Origin of the sequence: uncultured Bacteroides sp., assembly GCF_902491285.1 — a bacterium.
In the GTDB taxonomy this organism is placed as follows: domain Bacteria; phylum Bacteroidota; class Bacteroidia; order Bacteroidales; family Bacteroidaceae; genus Bacteroides.
The window spans coordinates 1-19,806 of sequence record NZ_CABUHK010000092.1; the positions used below are offsets into that span (position 1 = coordinate 1).

The 19,806-nt window shown below is 43.1% G+C and carries 16 protein-coding genes and 2 pseudogenes; 11 read left to right on the plus strand and 7 right to left on the minus strand.

Features of this window, described 5'->3' with window-relative positions; genetic code table 11:
• The 4 genes and pseudogenes from RDN93_RS18715 to RDN93_RS18730 all read left to right on the plus strand — a co-directional run.
• A pseudogene (locus RDN93_RS18715) lies at positions 1 to 123 on the plus strand (amino acid-binding protein); the annotation flags it as partial.
• Positions 124 to 499: 376 nt separating this feature from the next.
• Positions 500 to 1,303, plus strand: coding sequence for an outer membrane protein assembly factor BamD (locus RDN93_RS18720; protein WP_308746895.1), 804 nt, complete (start codon positions 500 to 502; stop codon positions 1,301 to 1,303).
• 14 nt (positions 1,304 to 1,317) lie between these two features.
• Complete coding sequence (locus tag RDN93_RS18725) at positions 1,318 to 1,653, plus strand: DNA-directed RNA polymerase subunit omega (RefSeq protein ID WP_007752374.1); 336 nt, start codon at positions 1,318 to 1,320, stop codon at positions 1,651 to 1,653.
• A gap of 107 nt (positions 1,654 to 1,760) precedes the next feature.
• Positions 1,761 to 2,204 (plus strand): DUF4293 domain-containing protein, encoded by a 444-nt coding sequence (locus RDN93_RS18730; RefSeq protein WP_308746896.1) that lies wholly within the window; start codon positions 1,761 to 1,763, stop codon positions 2,202 to 2,204.
• A 79-nt stretch (positions 2,205 to 2,283) separates the two neighbouring features.
• On the opposite strand, the gene RDN93_RS18735 is transcribed toward RDN93_RS18730, so the two are convergent.
• Positions 2,284 to 3,018, minus strand: a complete 735-nt coding sequence (locus RDN93_RS18735) for a porin family protein (protein WP_308746897.1) — start codon at positions 3,016 to 3,018, stop codon at positions 2,284 to 2,286.
• A gap of 7 nt (positions 3,019 to 3,025) precedes the next feature.
• A complete protein-coding gene (locus RDN93_RS18740; protein ID WP_308746898.1) occupies positions 3,026 to 4,792 on the minus strand; it encodes a LysM peptidoglycan-binding domain-containing protein in 1,767 nt (588 codons plus the stop codon).
• 157 nt (positions 4,793 to 4,949) lie between these two features.
• Between RDN93_RS18740 and uvrA the strand changes: the two genes are divergently transcribed.
• The 3 genes from uvrA (at position 4,950) to RDN93_RS18755 (ending at position 9,946) form a co-directional block, all read left to right on the plus strand.
• The gene (gene uvrA / locus RDN93_RS18745; RefSeq protein WP_308746908.1) at positions 4,950 to 7,775 is read left to right on the plus strand and encodes an excinuclease ABC subunit UvrA; all 2,826 of its coding nucleotides are present in this window, start codon (positions 4,950 to 4,952) and stop codon (positions 7,773 to 7,775) included.
• Positions 7,776 to 7,856: 81 nt separating this feature from the next.
• A complete protein-coding gene (gene ybaK / locus RDN93_RS18750) occupies positions 7,857 to 8,336 on the plus strand; it encodes a Cys-tRNA(Pro) deacylase (RefSeq protein WP_308746899.1) in 480 nt (159 codons plus the stop codon).
• 98 nt (positions 8,337 to 8,434) lie between these two features.
• Positions 8,435 to 9,946, plus strand: coding sequence for a peptide MFS transporter (locus tag RDN93_RS18755; protein ID WP_308746900.1), 1,512 nt, complete (start codon positions 8,435 to 8,437; stop codon positions 9,944 to 9,946).
• 56 nt (positions 9,947 to 10,002) lie between these two features.
• Here the strand turns inward: RDN93_RS18755 and RDN93_RS18760 are convergent, their stop codons facing one another.
• On the minus strand, positions 10,003 to 10,497 hold the full coding sequence (locus RDN93_RS18760; RefSeq protein WP_308746901.1) for a GNAT family N-acetyltransferase: 495 nt from the start codon (positions 10,495 to 10,497) through the stop codon (positions 10,003 to 10,005).
• 164 nt (positions 10,498 to 10,661) lie between these two features.
• On the opposite strand from RDN93_RS18760, the gene RDN93_RS18765 reads away from it, so the two are divergent.
• The 4 genes from RDN93_RS18765 to RDN93_RS18780 all read left to right on the plus strand — a co-directional run bounded on the left by RDN93_RS18765 (position 10,662) and on the right by RDN93_RS18780 (position 13,783).
• The gene (locus RDN93_RS18765; RefSeq protein WP_024987641.1) at positions 10,662 to 10,988 is read left to right on the plus strand and encodes a PadR family transcriptional regulator; all 327 of its coding nucleotides are present in this window, start codon (positions 10,662 to 10,664) and stop codon (positions 10,986 to 10,988) included.
• A 20-nt stretch (positions 10,989 to 11,008) separates the two neighbouring features.
• Entirely contained in the window at positions 11,009 to 12,106 is a 1,098-nt protein-coding gene (locus RDN93_RS18770; RefSeq protein WP_308746902.1) for a PspC domain-containing protein, read from the plus strand.
• A gap of 153 nt (positions 12,107 to 12,259) precedes the next feature.
• Positions 12,260 to 13,258, plus strand: coding sequence for an MBL fold metallo-hydrolase (locus RDN93_RS18775; protein ID WP_308746903.1), 999 nt, complete (start codon positions 12,260 to 12,262; stop codon positions 13,256 to 13,258).
• A gap of 18 nt (positions 13,259 to 13,276) precedes the next feature.
• On the plus strand, positions 13,277 to 13,783 hold the full coding sequence (locus tag RDN93_RS18780) for a flavin reductase family protein (RefSeq protein ID WP_308746909.1): 507 nt from the start codon (positions 13,277 to 13,279) through the stop codon (positions 13,781 to 13,783).
• Positions 13,784 to 13,897: 114 nt separating this feature from the next.
• Here RDN93_RS18780 and RDN93_RS18785 read toward each other — a convergent pair whose 3' ends face one another.
• The 4 genes and pseudogenes from RDN93_RS18785 to RDN93_RS18800 all read right to left on the minus strand — a co-directional run.
• The gene (locus RDN93_RS18785; RefSeq protein ID WP_308746904.1) at positions 13,898 to 16,000 is read right to left on the minus strand and encodes a S9 family peptidase; all 2,103 of its coding nucleotides are present in this window, start codon (positions 15,998 to 16,000) and stop codon (positions 13,898 to 13,900) included.
• Positions 16,001 to 16,048: 48 nt separating this feature from the next.
• Positions 16,049 to 17,380, minus strand: coding sequence for a multidrug efflux MATE transporter BexA (bexA, locus tag RDN93_RS18790; protein WP_308746905.1), 1,332 nt, complete (start codon positions 17,378 to 17,380; stop codon positions 16,049 to 16,051).
• Positions 17,381 to 17,460: 80 nt separating this feature from the next.
• Positions 17,461 to 19,317, minus strand: coding sequence for a membrane protein insertase YidC (yidC, locus tag RDN93_RS18795; protein ID WP_308746906.1), 1,857 nt, complete (start codon positions 19,315 to 19,317; stop codon positions 17,461 to 17,463).
• A gap of 25 nt (positions 19,318 to 19,342) precedes the next feature.
• Positions 19,343 to 19,806: pseudogene (locus tag RDN93_RS18800) on the minus strand (gamma-glutamyl-gamma-aminobutyrate hydrolase family protein); the annotation flags it as partial.

Below are 19,806 nucleotides of genomic sequence, written 5' to 3' on the forward strand. Positions count from 1 at the left end.
TCGTTTGCCAATAACAATATTGCAAATGTGGTAATTCGCCCCAGCAATCTGGATAAGTGTATCGAGGTATTGAAAGAAAAGAAAGTCGATCTGCTGGCTGCAAGTGATTTGTACAAGCTGTAGATATAGCAGTAAACGATAAACAGGGAACGGTAAATAGCTGTGTTGTCTTTGAATGGGATAACACATTTGTTTGCCGTTTTCTGCTATAAAAAATAGTGACGCTATCCCGGGCATATACCGTCACTATTTTTTTCTGCCTTATAACAAGTTTTTTTCTGTCTTATAACAAGGAATCTGACGTTTGTTCGTCAGGTTTATGCCAATCATGATTTCTGTGTGATTCGTTTATTACCTGCCGTTTACAGTTTGGTGTTTGCAATTCGACGTCATTTTCTCTCCTTTTGTCGATGTTTAACGCCTTTTATGTATTAAAAAACACAGATTAATTGCTAAATTCCCAGCGAATAAGTAACTTTGCGCATTATTTTTAAATAGGATGAAGAAAAATATCATTATAACTTTGCTTGCGGCAGCCACTCTGACATCATGTGGAGAGTATAATAAATTGCTGAAAAGCACCGATTACGAATACAAGTACGAAGCCGCCAAAAACTATTTTGCGAAGGGACAGTATAATCGTTCAGCCACGTTGTTGAATGAGTTGATAACCATTCTGAAAGGAACTGATAAAGCGGAAGAATCTTTGTATATGTTGGGAATGAGCTATTATAATCAGAAAGATTATCAGACAGCTGCCCAGACATTTATCACCTATTTCAATACATATCCTCGTGGTACTTTTACCGAACTGGCACGTTTCCATGCAGGTAAGGCTTTATTCCTGGATACTCCGGAACCACGTTTGGATCAGTCAAGCACTTATCAGGCTATCCAGCAGTTGCAGATGTTCATGGAATATTTTCCGAACAGCACAAAGAAGCAGGAAGCACAGGATATGATTTTTGCTTTGCAGGATAAGTTGGTGCTGAAGGAGCTTTATTCAGCCAGACTGTATTATAATTTGGGTAATTACATGGGCAATAACTATGAGTCTTGTGTTATCACAGCTCAGAATGCTCTGAAAGATTATCCTTATACCGATTATCGCGAAGAACTTTCCATCTTGATTCTGCGTGCAAGGCACGAAATGGCTATTTATAGTGTGGAAGATAAGAAAATGGACCGCTACCGTGAAACGGTTGATGAATATTATGCTTTTAAGAATGAATTTCCGGAAAGTAAATACCTGAAAGAGGCGGAAAAGATATTCAATGAATCACAGAAAGTAATTAAAGACTAAATTTAAATAGATTTATGGACTACAAAAAAACGAATGCTCCTACTACGACGGTAACCCGTGACATGATGGAACTCTGTTCTGACACAGGGAATGTTTATGAAACTGTTGCCATTATTGGTAAGCGTGCTAATCAGATCAGTGTGGAAATCAAAAACGATCTTTCTAAGAAATTGGCAGAGTTTGCTTCATATACTGACAATATGGAAGAGGTATTTGAGAATAGAGAGCAAATCGAAATTTCTCGCTACTATGAGAAATTGCCGAAACCGGATTTGATTGCTACGCAAGAATACATCGAAGGGAAAATATATTATAGAAATCCTGCTAAGGAAAAAGAAAAACTTCAGTAATTTATTTTCTGACGAAAGAATTGATAGTCAAGTAGTAAGTGGGATACTGATCCCTGCTCCTTATTGCTTGGCTATTATTGTTTAACTTAACTACTATTAGAAAACTTATGATTCAACGGATTCAAACAGTTTATTTACTGATTGTTGCAGGATTGCTGGTTGCGGCGATGTGTTTGCCGATGGGCTATTTTATTGATACGACGGGAGAGCATCCCTTCAAGGCTTTGGGGATGGGGGTAAATGGCACTTTCCAGTCTACATGGGGATTATTTGGCATTTTAATGCTTAGTACCTTGGTGGCTGCCGCTACAATTTTCTTGTTTAAGAACCGTATGTTGCAGATTCGTATGACAATCTTTAATAGCCTGTTACTGGTAGGTTATTACATCGCTTTCCTTGCTTTTTATTTTGCATTGAAAAATGACGCGAATTTGTTCCGTATTGGTTGGGCGCTATGCTTGCCGCTTGTTTCTATTATCCTGAATATATTGGCTGTTCGCGCTATCGGACGGGATGAGGTGATGGTAAAGGCAGCAGATAGGTTGAGGTAATTTGAGCATTCATATCTGATACGTAAAGCGCCGCTTTAGTCATCCTAAAGCGGCGCTTTTTGATCTCTAAAGCGATGCTCTATTTTTTCAAATCAAATAAATAAGTGAGCTTTATGGTAATTGTCCCATGTGCCGCACGTGCAAAATAGTCTTTCTTCGTTGTACTGTAAAAATCGGATAGGGCAAAGTAGTAACGTCCTTCTACAATGAAACTGCCGGCTTTTTTTGTTCTGAGTTCCACACCGCCGCCACCGGCAATACCGTAATCGAATTTATTTTGAATTTTGACACCGTATAGTGCTTTCTGGGTATCCAACAGACTGTTCATGTCTATTCCTTCTATTGTCTCTGATTCACTTATCAGAAAGCCGATTTGAGGACCTGCGTGGACGAAGAACTGCAATCCTCTGTCTCGTCCGAAAGCAAGGTGGGCGAGGAAGGGAATATCAATGTACGTCATCTTCCGGGTATAAGTTTTGGTGGGATCCTTGGAAGTCACTTCATACCCATTGGCATCTAGTGATACAGTTTCGAATAACTGATCCCATCCCCGTTGTGAGATATTCAATTCGACCTGTGCGCCACAAATCATGGCAAAATACTTTTCAGAAATATAACGTGCCGTCAATCCGCCGGTGATTCCCATCAGGCTGTTTTGCTTGACGGTCGGAGTGAAAGAGGTACTATTCAAGTTGATGCCGCCGTTGATACCCACAGATAAATTGTTTCGTGCTTCTCCGATTTGAGCAATAGCAGGAAGGGTAAAACCTGTGAGCAGGAGTGTGGCAATCAAAAATGGTTTTATCTTTATCATTTTCGTATTATTCGAAGTCTAGTTTTACTAATTCAAAATTCTTAGTGAAACGTATGAAGAACACTTTCTTATTAATAAATCCGCCCCAGTTGTTTACACGTTGGAATTTAAATCCGGTCTGGATGGGAGTCAGATTCATTTTAGCCAGGTTGTTTTCAAGTTCTGAGCCATAACGTGACAATCCTTTCAAAAAGAAGAAGCCGGTGTCAAATCCGAGCATTGCGTAATTAGGCCACTCGCTTGCTAAATCCTTGCTGTACCATCTGTGATAATTGTTGGTAAATCGCACGGCAGCCGGAAACAAGGTATTCGTGTAGAACGAGGAATAGAAATATGTATCCAGTTCAAAGAAACTTTCCAGATAATCCTTGGTGTAGATTTGCCATTCCGGGTAACCGAACAAATGAATGTTTTGTTCAGGGTTATCCCTGACTAACAAGGTCAACTGGGGAAGTGCCTTGATTAGTAATACATTCTTGCTTGTGGTTGGAATGAAAATATTGTCTTTTCCGCTACGAAGTGCCGCTTTTAATGTTTCTTTTGTTGCACTCTCGTTAACAGTTTGCATTGATACTCCTTTGTTTTTCAACTCTTGCTTCAGTCCACTGATAAATTCCGCTTTCTCTTTATCGGCACTTGCCGGTTCAATAAAGATAACGTGGGCATTAGGAAATTGACGGTTGAAGTGCTCGTAAACTTCCGAATACAAGTATGATTGTGGCGTGTTGATTTGATAAACAGCGGGATTATTGAATACTTCCTCGCCCTTCTTGGAGAAAGGAATCACCAGGCGGATATCATTCTTTTCCGCAAAATCGGATAATGGTTTGATTTGGTTCTGGTGCATCGGGCCGAAGATTATATCCATTTTCTTCATCTCGTTTTTGGCAAGAATCGCATTTAATGTAGAAACTTCTTTGCCGCTATCATATACATATAAGTCGAGTGAAGTACCTGTACGTTTCAAACTGTCTACTGCCATAAGGAAGCCTTCGTAATATTCCACCATACGTTTGTCTTCCTGGAAAGGCAGTATTAATGCAGCTTTTATGGTAGACATTTCTTTGGGAGCCTCTTTACTCTTGCTGAAAAGTTCACTGTTGCTTGGGGGAATAGCGTAAGGATCTTCTTTTTGAGTAGGCTGTACAGTAGTTGTTGCCGGGTAGGGGATACAAAGGAATTGGCCCTTTTTCATTCCCTTTTTCAATTCGGGATTGGCGGCAATCAGTTCCTGTTCGCTGATTCCATATTCACGGCTCACGCTGAAAATAGTTTCTTTGCGTTTCACCTTATGCATATCCTTGCATCTGGGAACTACCGGGCCTTGGATATTGCTGCTCGGTTCGGCCGGTGTCTGAGTAGTGACGGTCTTTTCCTCTTTTTTCTGCGGGATCAGGATAACCTGTCCGATGCGGAAGTTCTCGGCACTCAGACCGGGATTGGCTTCACAAATATCTTTTGCGGATACATTATACATGGTTGTCAGTTTGTATAAAGTCTCTCCGGCTTGAATTGTATGGAATGTCTCTCCTTTTTGACTCTCTTTTCCTTTGGGAATCTTGATCGTTTGTCCGGCGTAGATTTTCTCGTCGCAACCGGGGTTCAAACGGACAATATCCGATGTGGTGACATTGTACATCTTGGAAATAGAGTATAAACTTTGTCCTTTTTCGATGGTATGCAAGAAATAGGATTGGTTTTCCTGTGCATAACTGACCGCGTATGAAACGCTTATAAAAAGCAGAAATAAGAATATTCGGTTTATCGGTTTCATCAAATTATAACTATTGGTTCTTGAAATCAAGGAACAAAGGTACAAATAATGCCCTATATCTTCATAAGATTTGAGTTAAGAAAATAATATTCTGCTTTTTTAGGAGCATATTTCGGGTGGAAACATTAATTTTGCAGCATTTATGAAGGATATGAATATGCAGGAAACAGAATATATTAACGTGTACGGTGCGCGCGTGCACAATTTGAAGGATATTGATGCCGAAATACCCCGTAATAGTCTGACGGTCATTACCGGATTGAGCGGCAGTGGTAAATCTTCTTTGGCTTTCGATACCATTTTTGCTGAAGGACAACGCCGTTATATCGAAACCTTTTCAGCGTATGCCCGTAATTTCCTGGGCAACTTGGAACGTCCGGATGTCGATAAAATAACAGGCTTGAGTCCGGTTATTTCCATCGAACAGAAAACCACGAATAAGAATCCCCGTTCTACCGTAGGGACAACGACTGAGATATACGATTATCTCCGTCTGCTCTATGCCCGTGCGGGAGTGGCTTATTCGTACCTGTCCGGTGAGAAAATGGTGAAATATACTGAGGAACAGATTCTGGATTTGATCCTGAAAGATTATAAAGGAAAGAAAATATATCTGCTTTCCCCTTTGGTTCGCGCCCGCAAGGGACATTACAGGGAACTGTTCGAGCAGGTACGCAAAAAAGGATATTTATATGTACGGGTGGATGGTGAAGTGCGTGAAATAACGCATGGCATGAAACTCGACCGCTACAAGAATCATGATGTAGAAGTCGTTATTGATAAATTGGTGGTCACAGAAAAGGACGACCGGCGTCTGAAACAGAGCGTGGCTACTGCCATGCGTCAGGGAGACGGTCTGATGATGATTCTGGATGCCCAATCCGAAAGTATCCGTCATTACAGTAAACGTCTTATGTGTCCGGTCACAGGATTGTCTTACCGTGAGCCGGCTCCGCATAATTTCTCGTTCAACTCTCCGCAAGGAGCGTGTCCGAGGTGTAAAGGGCTGGGTGTGGTTAATCAGATTGACGTGGATAAGGTAATTCCCGACCGTGACCTTTCTATATATGAAGGTGCCATAGCACCTTTGGGCAAATATAAGAATGCCATGATTTTCTGGCAGATAGGCGCGTTACTCGAAAAGTATGACGCGACTTTGAAAACGCCTGTGAAAGAATTGCCCGACGATGCGATTGACGAAGTCTTGTATGGTTCTGATGAACGGATTAAAATCAAGAGTTCACTGATTGGTACTTCTTCTGATTACTTCGTTACTTATGAGGGGGTTGTGAAGTATATTCAAATGTTGCAGGAGAAAGACGCTTCTGCTACAGCGCAGAAATGGGCGGAGCAATTTGCTAAAACCACTGTTTGCCCTGAATGTAAAGGGGCTCGTTTGAATAAGGAAGCATTGCATTTCCGGATTCACGATAAGAATATCAATGAACTGGCCAACATGGATATCAATGAGTTATATGACTGGTTGATGAAAGTTGACGAATTCCTTTCCGACAAACAGAAGAAAATCTCAGTAGAGATTCTGAAAGAGATTCGTACACGTTTGAAGTTCCTGTTGGATGTCGGTTTGGATTATCTGGCTTTGAACCGTAGCTCGGTCAGCCTTTCCGGCGGGGAGAGCCAACGTATCCGCCTGGCTACACAGATAGGTTCCCAGTTGGTGAATGTGCTTTATATTCTTGATGAGCCGAGTATCGGCCTGCATCAACGCGATAATTTACGTCTTATCAATTCATTGAAAGAGCTTCGTGATATGGGAAACTCCGTGATTGTAGTGGAACATGACAAAGATATGATGCTGGCTGCCGATTACGTAATTGATATGGGACCGAAAGCCGGACGTCTGGGGGGGGAAGTGGTCTTTGCCGGAACTCCGCAGGAGATGTTGACGACTGAAACAATGACTTCCCAGTATCTGAACGGGAAAATGAAGATAGAGGTTCCCGCCAAGCGTAGAAAAGGAAACGGAAAATCTATCTGGCTGAAAGGGGCGAAGGGTAATAACCTGAAAGATGTTACTGTCGAGTTTCCGCTAGGAAAACTGATTTGTGTAACGGGAGTGTCGGGAAGCGGGAAGTCTACCTTGATAAATGAGACATTGCAGCCTATTCTTTCGCAGAAGTTCTATCGTTCTTTGCAGGATCCTTTGGAATATGATTCTATCGAAGGATTGGAAAATATAGATAAGGTCGTGAATGTCGACCAGTCTCCGCTGGGGCGTACGCCGCGTTCCAATCCGGCTACTTATACCGGTGTGTTCTCGGATATTCGTAACTTGTTTGTGGGATTGCCGGAAGCGAAGATTCGCGGTTATAAACCGGGGCGCTTCTCCTTTAATGTTTCGGGCGGGCGTTGCGAAGCATGTACGGGAAACGGATATAAGACTATTGAAATGAATTTCCTTCCTGATGTCTACGTGCCCTGTGAAGTTTGCCATGGCAAACGTTATAACCGTGAAACGCTGGAAGTCCGTTTCAAAGGAAAATCCATTGCCGATGTACTTGACATGACCATCAACCGTGCCGTAGAATTTTTTGAAAACGTGCCGCAAATCTTGAATAAAATCAAAGTTCTGCAGGATGTCGGACTGGGATATATCAAGTTGGGACAGTCTTCCACTACGCTTTCCGGCGGCGAGAGCCAGCGTGTGAAACTGGCAACGGAGCTTTCAAAAAGGGATACGGGCAAAACCCTTTATATCCTTGACGAACCGACTACCGGTCTTCATTTTGAAGATATACGGGTACTGATGGGGGTACTGAACAAACTTGTAGACAAGGGCAACACGGTTATTGTAATCGAACATAATCTGGATGTGATAAAAATGGCGGATTATATCATCGATATGGGGCCTGAAGGTGGTAAGGGCGGGGGAGAGCTCCTCGGTTACGGAACACCTGAAGAAGTTGCGAAGAGCCATAAGGGATATACACCCAAGTTTCTTCGCGAAGAACTGGGACTTTAATCTGAGTTATAAAGTGCCGACTTGTCGAACAGTCTTCGACGGGTTGGCACTTATCATATCATATCTTTAAATACAACGAAAATGAAAATCAATAAAACGAATGCCGCACGGCTGTTGGATAAGGCGAAGATAGCCTACGAATTGATTCCCTACGAGGTTGATGAGAACGATTTGAGTGCCATCCATGTGGCGGCTAACTTAGGTGAGAACATAGAGCAGGTATTCAAAACACTTGTTCTGCATGGCGACAAAAGCGGATATTTTGTTTGTGTCATTCCGGGCGAACACGAAGTCGATTTGAAATTGGCAGCCAAGGCTTCCGGTAATAAAAAGTGCGATTTGATACCTGTGAAAGAACTTCTTCCACTTACCGGCTATATCCGGGGCGGTTGTTCTCCTATCGGCATGAAGAAGCATTTTCCTACCTATATTCATGAAACTTGTCAGCAATTTCCGTATATTTATGTAAGTGCCGGTGTGAGGGGACTTCAGATAAAATTAGCGCCGGAGGATTTGGTTCGCGAATCAAGAGCGGAAATTTGTCGTTTATTTGAGGACTAGTTGGATAGATAATTGTGCAAAATTCAAGAAAAAGTATATATTTGCAAAATATATGTGATTACCGACAAATAAATCATTAATTTAATAACTTATATTCTATGTTTAACAAACACCCTAAAGGACTGGTAGCAGCCGCTTTGGCCAATCTAGGCGAGCGCTTTGGCTTCTATACTATGATGGCAATCCTTGTGCTTTTCTTACAAGCCAAGTTTGGTATGAATGGAAAAGAAGCAGGATTTATTTACTCAACTTTTTATTTTTCTATTTACATTCTTGCTTTGCTCGGCGGTATTATTGCTGATAAAACGAGAAATTACAAAGGAACTATTTTTGCGGGAATCGTACTGATGGCGGTCGGCTATTTATTGTTGGCTATTCCATCAAAGACTCCGGTGGATAACCGGATGCTTTTTTTAGTTATCACATGCGTTAGTTTGTTTGTTATTGCATTTGGTAATGGGTTATTCAAAGGGAATTTGCAGGCATTGGTAGGACAGATGTATGATAATCCTCAGTACGCCAGTATGCGTGATTCCGGTTTTTCATTGTTTTATATGTTTATTAATATCGGTGCTATATTTGCTCCGTTTGCTGCTGTTGGGGTACGTAACTGGTGGTTGTCTACTTTCGGATATAATTATGACGCTGACCTTCCTGCTTTGTGCCATGGTCATTTGGCAGGTACTCTGTCGCCTGAAGCAATTGAAACATACCATACATTAGTGGCAAAGGCGTCTACAGCTCCGGTACAGGATTATACAGCCTTTGCTTCTGATTATCTGAATGTCTTTACAACAGGATTCCATTATGCGTTTGGAGTAGCTATCATTGCTATGGTTATTTCTCTGACTATTTATTTATTGAATAAGAAAAATTTCCCGGATCCGAGTAAGAAAGCTGCCGCAGCTACCTCTTCTGCTACTGTAGAAATGAGTGCCCAGGAAGTGAAGCAGCGTATGTATGCTTTGTTTGCTGTGTTTGGAGTGGTTATTTTCTTCTGGTTCTCATTCCATCAGAATGGCTTGACATTGACTTATTTTGCAAAGGAATATACAGACTTGAATCTGCTCGGTATGCCGATTTCAGCAGAGCTTTTCCAGTCGTTGAATCCATTCTTCGTAGTCTTCCTGACTCCGGTGATTATGGCTGTTTTTGCCAGTCAGCGCAGACGTGGTAAAGAACCTTCAACTCCTAAAAAGATTGCTATCGGTATGGGAATAGCTGCATTAGCATTTATAGTAATGGCTGTCGGCTCTTATTTTGCTAATCTGCCCTTGCACAAAGACATTATTGCGGTCGGAACTTCACCGGTAAAAGTAACTCCGTTCCTGTTGATGTTTACTTACTTGATTTTGACAGTTGCCGAGTTGTATATCTCTCCGTTGGGTATCTCATTCGTGTCTAAGGTTGCTCCGCCCAAATATCAGGGTATCATGCAAGGAGGATGGTTAGGTGCGACTGCCCTGGGTAATCAATTGCTTGTAATTGGTGCGATTTTATATGAATCAATTCCTATCTGGATGACGTGGACTGTGTTTGTTGTAGCTTGTATGATTTCGATGTTTACAATGATCTTCATGTTGAAATGGCTGGAACGTGTAGCGAAATAATAAATTAATTATCCTAATGAAAAAAGGCTTGCAAATTACTCTGCAAGCCTTTTTTATCAAATATCCAGTCCCATGATATAATCATTCATATAATATCCGTTTCCAATTGGAAAATCACCTTCCCTCAGTTTCCTCATCCCCATGTGTTCGTAAAACTGTAACGCCTTGTTATTGCGATTTACATTTAGTTCCATCAGGCAAGGTGCCGGATGCACTTCCTTGATATACTTGACCGCTTCCTTGAACAAGAAACTACCGCAGTGCGTTCCTTGAAAATGGGGGAGTACATAAATTTTCTGAAGATGGAAAATATCCTTTTCCTGTTGTTGCACAGAAACGTATCCGCATAATTCACCATCCTTGTAAGCGATAAAATAGATATGCCCTTCTTCCATTTGCTTGAGAATATTCTGAGGGGCATACATCCAGTCCATCATATAATCCAGTTGGTCGGGAGATAAGATTTCCTTGTAAGTGGCGGGAAAAACTTCCTTTGCCATCCTATTGATAAGTTCGCAATCGGCGACCGTTGCTTTTCGAATAGTAAACATACGTATTTTCTTTTTGTGGTTTAACGGGCGCAAATATAACCATTATTTCTTTTTATAATAAGGTGTAGTCTCTCTAATGTTTTAATTATTATTAATTTATAGTACTTTGTAATGCAAGGTACTGAAGTAATGCATATATTTGTGCCATACAAAAGAAGAGAATAATGAAAGTAGACAATGTAAAATCCCAAATGAGAAAGGGCATGCTCGAATATTGCATCATGCTTTTGCTGCATAAGGAGCCTGCTTATGCCTCAGATATTATTCAGAAGCTGAAAGAAGCTCAACTGATTGTAGTAGAGGGTACCTTGTATCCCTTGCTGACACGTCTGAAGAATGACGACCTGTTAAGTTATGAATGGGTGGAATCTACACAAGGACCGCCACGCAAATATTATAAACTTACAGAAAGTGGAGAGACCTTTTTGGGAGAACTTGAGATATCCTGGAAAGAGTTGAACGAAACAGTGAACCATATTGCCAATAGATAATCCGAAAAGAAGAAATTAAAATGAAAAAGACATTGACCATCAATTTAGGAGGAACTGTCTATCATATAGATGATGATGCCTACCGTCTGCTAGACAATTATCTGTCTAATCTGAAACATTACTTTCGTAAACAGGAAGGTGCGGAAGAAATCGTAAACGATATTGAAATGCGTATTGCCGAACTGTTTGCTGAGAAGATAGCCGAAGGAAAACAGGTCATAACTGTTTCGGATGTAGAAGAAATCATAGCCCGTGTAGGGAAGCCGGAAGATTTCGGGATTGTTGAGGATGATGCGGATTCGCAGAAAAAAACGGAACAGTCCGCCTCTGCCGGCCAAAGCTATACACGTACCGCTGCTCCGCGCCGTTTGTTTCGTGACCCGGACAATAAATTGCTGGGTGGGGTAGCGTCAGGGCTGGCCGCCTATTTTGGCTGGGATATCACATTGGTACGTATCTTGATGATAATTCTGGTATTTGTTCCTTATTGCCCGATGATTATCCTCTATATTATCGGATGGATTGTTATTCCGGAAGCTCATACGGCAGCAGAAAAGCTGAGTATGCGCGGAGAGGCAGTGACTATTGAGAATATAGGTAAAACGGTGACGGATGGTTTTGAACGGGTAGCAGACGGGGTCAACAACTATATGAACTCCGGCAAGCCCCGTACGTTTCTTCAGAAAGTGGGAGATGTATTTGTTTCCATCGCAGCCGTTCTCTTTAAGATATTCCTGGTAGCCCTTGTGATTATCTGTTGTCCTGTGTTGTTTGTGCTTGCTGTTGTATTGGTAGCTTTGGTGTTTGCGGCTGTTGCAATAGCGGTCAGTGGTGGTGCTTTACTTTACGAGATGCTGCCTGCTGTCAACTGGATACCGGTTACTTCCATATCTCCAATGATGACGTTGCTTGGCACGATTGCCGGAGTTGCCTTGATCGGTATTCCATTGGGAGCTTTCCTTTATACCATTCTTCGCCAGTTGTTCCACTGGTCACCGATGGGGGCAGGCTTGAAATGGTCACTGCTAATCCTATGGATATTGGGTGCCGTCATTATGATTATTAATCTTTCAGCCCTTGGTTGGCATCTGCCTTTATACAGTTTACACTGCTCTTAACTAACGCTCATTCTATTAAAAAAGGATAATATTTATTCTTTTATAACTAAATGTACCCCGATAGTGTGTCCGGGGTACATTTTTTGTTTGTTTTTATTTATCGTAAGTCGAGAATTTTTATTAAGTTTGTAAGGACGTATTCAAGAGATAAAAATGGGTGAACATATATGTTTTAGGAGAAACGAACGTTTGACTACCGTCAATCCATATTGGCGGGGAAATCCGATGGTACGCGGACGCTTTTTTAACAGGCAGCACCGTTTCCGTCCGGGGATGGGAAGCGTGTTGAAATGGCGCCTCTCGCCCAATCCCCAGCGTAAAGAAAAGAAGACGGTAAAATGGAACCCGAAAATTTGCTATCTCCGTTCATTGGATGCGGTGATAGGAGACTCTTTGATATGGCTGGGGCATAATTCTTTCTTCCTTCAGTTGGCAGGCAAAAGAATCATGTTCGATCCGGTGTTCGGTAATATTCCTTTTGTAAAGCGACAGAGCGAATTTCCCGCGAATCCTGACATCTTTACAGGGATTGACTACCTGCTTGTCAGTCACGACCATTTCGACCATCTGGATAAACAAAGTATCGCCCGCCTTTTGAAGAACAATCCGCAAATGAAACTTTTCTGCGGACTGGGGACAGGGGAACTTATCCAGAGTTGGTTTCCTGAGATGAAGATTATTGAAGCCGGCTGGTATCAGCAGATGGAAGACGAAGGGCTTAAGATTACTTTCCTTCCGGCACAACACTGGAGCAAACGTTCCGTGCGTGATGGCGGGCAACGGCTGTGGGGAGCTTTTATGTTGCAAGGTGATGGGCTTTCTCTATATTATAGCGGAGATACAGGCTATTCCAGCCACTTCCGTGAAATCCCTGACTTGTTCGGGCCGCCGGATTATGCCTTGTTGGGAATAGGCGCGTACAAACCCCGCTGGTTTATGCGTCCTAACCATATCTCGCCCTACGAATCATTGACTGCGGCGGAAGAAATGCATGCCGGACTTACTATCCCGATGCATTACGGCACATTCGACTTGTCTGACGAACCGTTGCATGATCCCCCGAAAGTCTTTTCGGCAGAAGCGAAGAAAAGAAAGATTCCGGTAGAAATCCCTTGTTTGGGAGAGATTGTAAAACTGAATAAAAAGAAATAACTATAAATGAATAAAGAGATGAAGAAGCTGGAAATTAAAGACTTGAAAGAAAACTTTTTCGAAGCTATCGGAAAAGAATGGATGCTGGTTACAGCCGGCACGAAAGAGAAGTTCAATACAATGACGGCAAGTTGGGGCGGTATCGGCTGGTTGTGGAATAAGCCCGTTGCTTTTGTTTTCGTTCGTCCCGAGCGCTATACATATGAATTTATAGAAAAGAATGATCACTTGACACTTTCTTTCTTGGGAGAAGAAAATAAGAAAATCCATGCAGTCTGTGGTTCCAAATCCGGACGGAATGTAGATAAAGTGAAAGAAACCGGATTGAGACCTATATTTACAGAGGAAGGAAATGTGCTGTTCGAGCAAGCCCGCTTGAGCCTGGAATGTAAGAAACTCTATGCGGACGGTATCAAACCGGAATGTTTCCTGGATAAAGAATCACTGGAAAAGTGGTATGGTGGTGCACATGGCGGTTTTCATAAGATGTATATTGTAGAAATTGAAAATATATATTCGGAATAAATTTAGCGGATTTTTTTATGAATGCAATGGGGAAGCCCCTGAACTCAAGAGATTGAGAACAGGGGCTTCTTTTTGTTTCCTATCTTCCAAGGTTTATCTTGTCCGGTCGGATTTTTATTTTGATGGAGCCTCTTTTACCCATTTATCCAGCCATTCAAAGAAAGTACGTTGCCACAACACCCCGTTTTGTGGTTTCAGAACCCAGTGGTTCTCATCAGGATAAATCAGTAACTCGGCAGGAACACCACGCATTATGGCAGCGTCGAAAGCAGCCATCGCTTGATTAGCTAGGATACGATAATCTTTTTCTCCATGGATGCAGAGAATCGGAGTGTCCCATTTGTCTACGAAGAGGTGAGGGGAGTTGGCGAAAGTACGCTGTGCCACCGGATTCTGTTTTTCCCAGTATGCGCCGCCCATATCCCAGTTGGCAAACCATTTCTCTTCAGTTTCCAGATATTGCATTTCCATGTTGAAGATACCGTCATGGGCAATAAATGCCTTGAAGCGTTTGTCATGATGTCCGGCCAACCAATATACGGAGAATCCTCCGAAGCTGGCACCTACGCATCCCAAACGTTCTTTGTCCACATACGGCTCTTTTGCCATCTCGTCAATAGCCGTGAAGTAGTCCTTCATGCATTGACCGCCGTAATCACCACTGATCTGTTCGTTCCATTCCACACCGAATCCCGGCAAACCGCGGCGGTTCGGAGCGACAATGATATAATCATTGGCCGCCATAATCTGGAAATTCCAGCGATAAGACCAGAACTGGCTGACCGGACTTTGAGGCCCACCCTCACAGAACAACAAAGTAGGATATTTCTTGTTCGGATCAAACTGTGGCGGATAGATTACCCACGTCAACATCTGTTTGCCATCTGTCGTCTTCATCCAGCGGCCTTCCACTTTACCCATTTCCAACTGGTCATAAATCTGTTTATTCTCCTGTGTCAATTGAGTGGTTGTACCGTCCAATGCCACTGCATAAATCTCGTCACCCATACTCATAGAATGACGCTTGGCAATCAGCTTGTCACCGAAAAGAGCCACACCTTCGTAATCATACATTCCCGAAGTTATCGCCTTTACGGAATCATTCGCCAAGTCCAGCACATAAATCTGAGACTCTCCATGCCATACACCTGTGAAATAGATAGTCTTGGCGTCTGCGCCCCAGACAAAAGCATCCACATTCGATTCGAAAGCCTTGCTGACAAAACGCTTCTCACCGGTTTCCAGATTCATGATGAACAGACGGTTCAGATCAGCTTCATAACCGTCACGTTCCATACTCTGCCAAGCGATATACTTGCCGTCCGGTGAATATTGCGGATTGGTATCATATCCCTTATTCTCTTCGGTGACATTTTCAGTCTTCTTTGTATTCAGGTCATATACATAAATATCCGAATTGGTAGAAACCGCATACGCCAGTCCTGTCTTCTTACGGCAGGTATAAGCAACTTTGTCCGAGGTTGTATTCCAGGCAAGTTGCTCTATGCCACCCCAAGGCTTCATCGGACTTTCATACGGCTCACCGTCCAGAATATCCACGATATTGGAGATGCCGTTGTCGTCAAAATCCGCAACGAAGGGATGCGGAGCCGTTGTCACCCATTCATCCCAATGTTTGTACATCAGGTCAGTGACAATAATGCCGGTAGCTTTAGGCAGATCCGGATATTTGTCGGCTGTACTTTCTTTCGTCTTTACTTGTGAGATAAACAAGAGCTTCTTGCCGTCCGGTGAGATAGAATATCCTTCGATGTCACCGTCGTAGTCGGTCAGTTGCTTGCGACCGCTGCCGTCGGGATTCATCTCGTAGAGCTGGCTGCTTCCGTTGTCGTTACTTAGGAAAGCGAGCTTGGTGCCCCCTTTGATCCATGTCACCTCATTCTCCTGATAGGGGGTACGGGTGATTTGCCGATTATCGCTACCGTCTGCGTTCATCACGAAGATTTCGCGGTTACTCTTGTTTTCCGGTACGCTGTAATAAGCCACCGTATACGCAATTTTCTTTCCATCGGGCGATACTGCGAATCCGCCGATACGTCCCATGGCCCAAAGTGCTTCGGGAGTCATGCGCTTCCCTTCAATCTTAATATCCGATTTCTCGATAAGCACCTGGTCTGTCTTGCCTGCGTCTTTGGTTCCACCGCAGGCAGCTAACAACATTGCTGCCGACATCATAAATAAATTAGCTTGTCTCATATATTTTATAAAATGTTTATTTTCTTGCGAAGATAGTGAAAAAAGGATTTAAATCTTCTTTTTCTGCCAGTTTCCTTTTTTCATATACTGGTAACAGAAGATGAGGATAAAAATACCGTATATGTGCTCCGTAGTCCAGCAGAATGCAATATCGACCCGCAGATAATATATAAAGTACGCTGCATAAGCCACGTAGATAGCCAGTACACAAAGTTCCATAGCCAGTCCTGTTCGTGTATTGCCCGTGCCCGATACCGACTGAAAATACACGTTGGCAGGCACCAACACCAGATAGGCTGAACATAATACCCAAAGTGAGGGGATAGATGCGGCCCTTAAGTCCGGCATATCTGTATAGATACGCAGAATCAGCTCCGGGAACAGGCTGAAGAAAATCAATATCGGCAGTACGAATACATATCCGATACGGATATGCTGACGGATCGTTCCCCGTACACAATCCTGTTCTCCTGCACCGATCAGGTTACTGACCAATGAACCGCAAGTGGCGGCAAAAGCCATAGCGACCATAAATGGAATCCCCGACACGTTACGGATAATATTGGCGATTGCCAGCGATCGTTCTCCCAAATGTTCCACGAACAGGAAAAACATAAACCATGTCGATAAGGAGACAAAGTTCTGAATCATTGTCCACACGGAAATATTAAGGATTCTTTTCAACGTTTCTCCCCTAAATTCAGGCAGGATATTCAGTGCATACTTCTTGCAGTCAATTCGTTGCCAGGTATAGATGATGAAGAAAATCACCGAAACCATTTCGGCCAGTGAAGAACCGATGGCAGCACCGGCAATCCCCAGTTGTGGGAAACCGAATTTACCGAAAATCAGAATATAGTTGAATACTACATTCGAGAGCACCATTACGACCGAGTTCAGTGTCAGTGTCTTGGTCTGTGTCGTACCGACGAAGAATGCACGGAACATCACACCGACAAAAGAGAAGAAAAATCCATAGACTCTCCAGTGTATATAACTCTCGGCTGCATCGTAAATGTGCGGAGAAGAAATGATATTCTTCAATATATATGGTGAAAATACGATGGATAGTGTGAACAGTATAGCTGCCACTGCCAATAAGAAATAGATGCCTTGATAGAATATCGGACCTATTTCTTTGTAATTCCCTTCTCCGTTGCGACGGGCAATCAATATCTGCGCTCCGATACTGAAGCCGAAAGCCAGCATAAAGATAGCGAGATAGTACACACCTGCGATGGCGGATGCCCCCAGTTCGATTTCACCGACACGTCCGAGAAAAGCCGTGTCCGTCATACCGATCAGTTGTTCCATAATCAGACTGATCAGGATCGGATAGGTGATCGTCCAAATTTGTTTATAAGTGTATTTAGTTTTCATATGTTTTATTTTTAGAGAAAGAAAGCCGGGCAACCATAATAGGATGTCCGGCTTTCTCAGAATATATAGGATTTTATTCCTTATTTCTTATTCTGTCTTTGCTGCTGCAATAACTCCTGTTGCTTTTGCATCGCTTCCAGGCGGGCAGCAAATCCGGTCTTCTTCGCTTGTTTCGGGTCTTTCTTTTTGGCTTCAAGGATAGCCAGTAACTTCGTTTCGTCAGTCGTTCTACGAAGCAGAATCATAGTACCCACGCTAATCAATGTCGACACGAAATAGTAATAGTTCAAACCTGACGGATAATCATTCAAGACAAACAAGAACATAATCGGCATCAGATACATCATCCATTTCATAGCAGCCATTTGCGGCTGTGCACCGGTATCCTGCATAGACATCGTGTACTTCGTGTTCAAGATGTTGGTTACTGTCATCAGCAAGCAGAACAAGCTGAGATGGTTGCCCAAGAACGGGATATGGAACGGGAATGTGATGAACGCGTCATAAGTGGAAAGGTCGTCCGCCCACAAGAAACTCTGTTGACGCAACTCGATAGCACTCGGCACGAACATAAACAAAGCCATCAGGATAGGGAACTGCAACAGCATCGGCAGGCAGCCGCCCATCGGACTTACCCCGTATTGGCTGTAAAGTCCCATCACTTCCTGCTGTTTCTTCATCGCATCTTCCTGCTTCGGATACTTCTTGTTGATTTCGTCGATTTTCGGTTTCAGCACGCGCATCTTGGCAGAAGACATATAAGTTTTCCAAGTAGCCGGATAAACCACGACTTTCACCATGATAGTCAGAATTAACAGTACGATACCCATGCTCAACCCCCAGCCGGACAACCAGTCGAATACGTTGATTGTGATGAATTGGTTAATCCAGCGAATCAACGGCCAGCCCAGATATACCAGTCTATGAAGTTCCCATTTCTCGGTACGACCCTTATCCAGTGCTTTCAGCGTCTTGAAGTGGTTCGGGCCAAAATAGAAATACATCTCTGTCGGTTCCTTACCTGACGGATCGAAGAACGTGTTCATTTCAGCCGAATAATCCTTGATATATCCGCTTCCTTGCTGTTCCATTCTCGATTTTACAGAAACTTTTTCGAAATCCTGCTCGGCAATAAATACAGAAGAGAAGAACTGGTTCTTGAAAGCCACCCAGTCGATGCGGTTTTCCAACTTCTTTTCATCATCTTTGGCAGCCGACAAGTTATCTACGTTATCTCCCGTGACCTTGTAAGTCAGTTCAGACAAACGGTTCTCGTAAGTGAACCCTTTCTCCAGTTGGCGGGCACGTTGTGACCAGTCGATGTCCACATAGTTGGTGCTTGCCAGTTTGTCCGCCATGCCTGTCGCCTTGATTTCAAAGTTCATCAGGTAACTGTCCGGTTTCAGGGTGTAGATGAAGTCGATATAACTGTCGCTGTCTGCAGCCAGACGCATAGTAACGCTGCTGTCCGTCTTGTTTACAGCTTCAAAGAAGTAATCCTTTGTCTGGATGGCACCTTCCTTGTTGTAGAAGTTGAAGTTCATCGAAGCATCATCACCGTCGAACAGCATGACCGGAGTCTTCTTGTCCTGTGCCATGTAATCCTTCAGCATAGCTGAATATACACGTCCGCCTTTAGTCGTGAAAGTGATTTCCGCTACATTATTCTGGATACTGACTTTGGAGTCGGTTCCATGTATGGCATTGAAAAACAGAGCGGAAGAATCGGCTGCCGATGCGGCAGTCTCTTGCTTGCTGTTAGCCAGTGCAGCTTCCGTTTTCGCTTTCAGCGCTTCCTCTTGCTGTTGTACTACGGCAATAGAATCGTAGTATCTCTTTTGCGCAGCTATCTGCTCCTCGCTGGGGCGGCTCAGAAAACTGAATCCTACCAATAATATACCTATTAAAACGAGACCTGTGATGGTGTTTTTATCCATTCTTATTTTAATTACAAATTACTAATTACTTTTCGTTTTCGATAGCCGCTTTCACAAACGCTACGAACAACGGGTGCGGGTTCAATACCGTACTGCTGTATTCCGGATGGAATTGCGTACCAACGAACCACTTCAAAGCCGGGATTTCTACAATTTCCACCAAGTCCGATTCCGGGTTGATACCTACACATTTCATGCCGGCAGCCTCGTATTGTTCCTTGTAGTCATTGTTGAACTCATAGCGGTGACGGTGACGTTCCTGAATGTGCTCCTGTCCGTAAGCCTGATAAGTCTTGGAATCCTTCTGCAATACACATTCGTAAGCACCCAGACGCATTGTGCCTCCCATGTTAGTGATGGCTTTCTGCTCTTCCATGATGTCTATCACGTTGTGCGGAGTCTTTTCATCCATTTCACGTGAGTTGGCATCGGCATATCCCAGTACGTTGCGTGCAAATTCAATGGCAATACATTGCATACCCAGACAAA

Bases quoted from the DNA above. Each gene is read 5' to 3' on its own strand.
- RDN93_RS18720 (WP_308746895.1), top strand. From the start codon at position 500: ATGAAGAAAAATATCATTATAACTTTGCTTGCGGCAGCCACTCTGACA.
- RDN93_RS18725 (WP_007752374.1), top strand. From the start codon at position 1,318: ATGGACTACAAAAAAACGAATGCTCCTACTACGACGGTAACCCGTGAC.
- RDN93_RS18730 (WP_308746896.1), top strand. From the start codon at position 1,761: ATGATTCAACGGATTCAAACAGTTTATTTACTGATTGTTGCAGGATTG.
- RDN93_RS18735 (WP_308746897.1), bottom strand. From the start codon at position 3,018: ATGATAAAGATAAAACCATTTTTGATTGCCACACTCCTGCTCACAGGT.
- RDN93_RS18740 (WP_308746898.1), bottom strand. From the start codon at position 4,792: ATGAAACCGATAAACCGAATATTCTTATTTCTGCTTTTTATAAGCGTT.
- uvrA (WP_308746908.1), top strand. From the start codon at position 4,950: ATGCAGGAAACAGAATATATTAACGTGTACGGTGCGCGCGTGCACAAT.
- ybaK (WP_308746899.1), top strand. From the start codon at position 7,857: ATGAAAATCAATAAAACGAATGCCGCACGGCTGTTGGATAAGGCGAAG.
- RDN93_RS18755 (WP_308746900.1), top strand. From the start codon at position 8,435: ATGTTTAACAAACACCCTAAAGGACTGGTAGCAGCCGCTTTGGCCAAT.
- RDN93_RS18760 (WP_308746901.1), bottom strand. From the start codon at position 10,497: ATGTTTACTATTCGAAAAGCAACGGTCGCCGATTGCGAACTTATCAAT.
- RDN93_RS18765 (WP_024987641.1), top strand. From the start codon at position 10,662: ATGAAAGTAGACAATGTAAAATCCCAAATGAGAAAGGGCATGCTCGAA.
- RDN93_RS18770 (WP_308746902.1), top strand. From the start codon at position 11,009: ATGAAAAAGACATTGACCATCAATTTAGGAGGAACTGTCTATCATATA.
- RDN93_RS18775 (WP_308746903.1), top strand. From the start codon at position 12,260: ATGGGTGAACATATATGTTTTAGGAGAAACGAACGTTTGACTACCGTC.
- RDN93_RS18780 (WP_308746909.1), top strand. From the start codon at position 13,277: ATGAAGAAGCTGGAAATTAAAGACTTGAAAGAAAACTTTTTCGAAGCT.
- RDN93_RS18785 (WP_308746904.1), bottom strand. From the start codon at position 16,000: ATGAGACAAGCTAATTTATTTATGATGTCGGCAGCAATGTTGTTAGCT.
- bexA (WP_308746905.1), bottom strand. From the start codon at position 17,380: ATGAAAACTAAATACACTTATAAACAAATTTGGACGATCACCTATCCG.
- yidC (WP_308746906.1), bottom strand. From the start codon at position 19,317: ATGGATAAAAACACCATCACAGGTCTCGTTTTAATAGGTATATTATTG.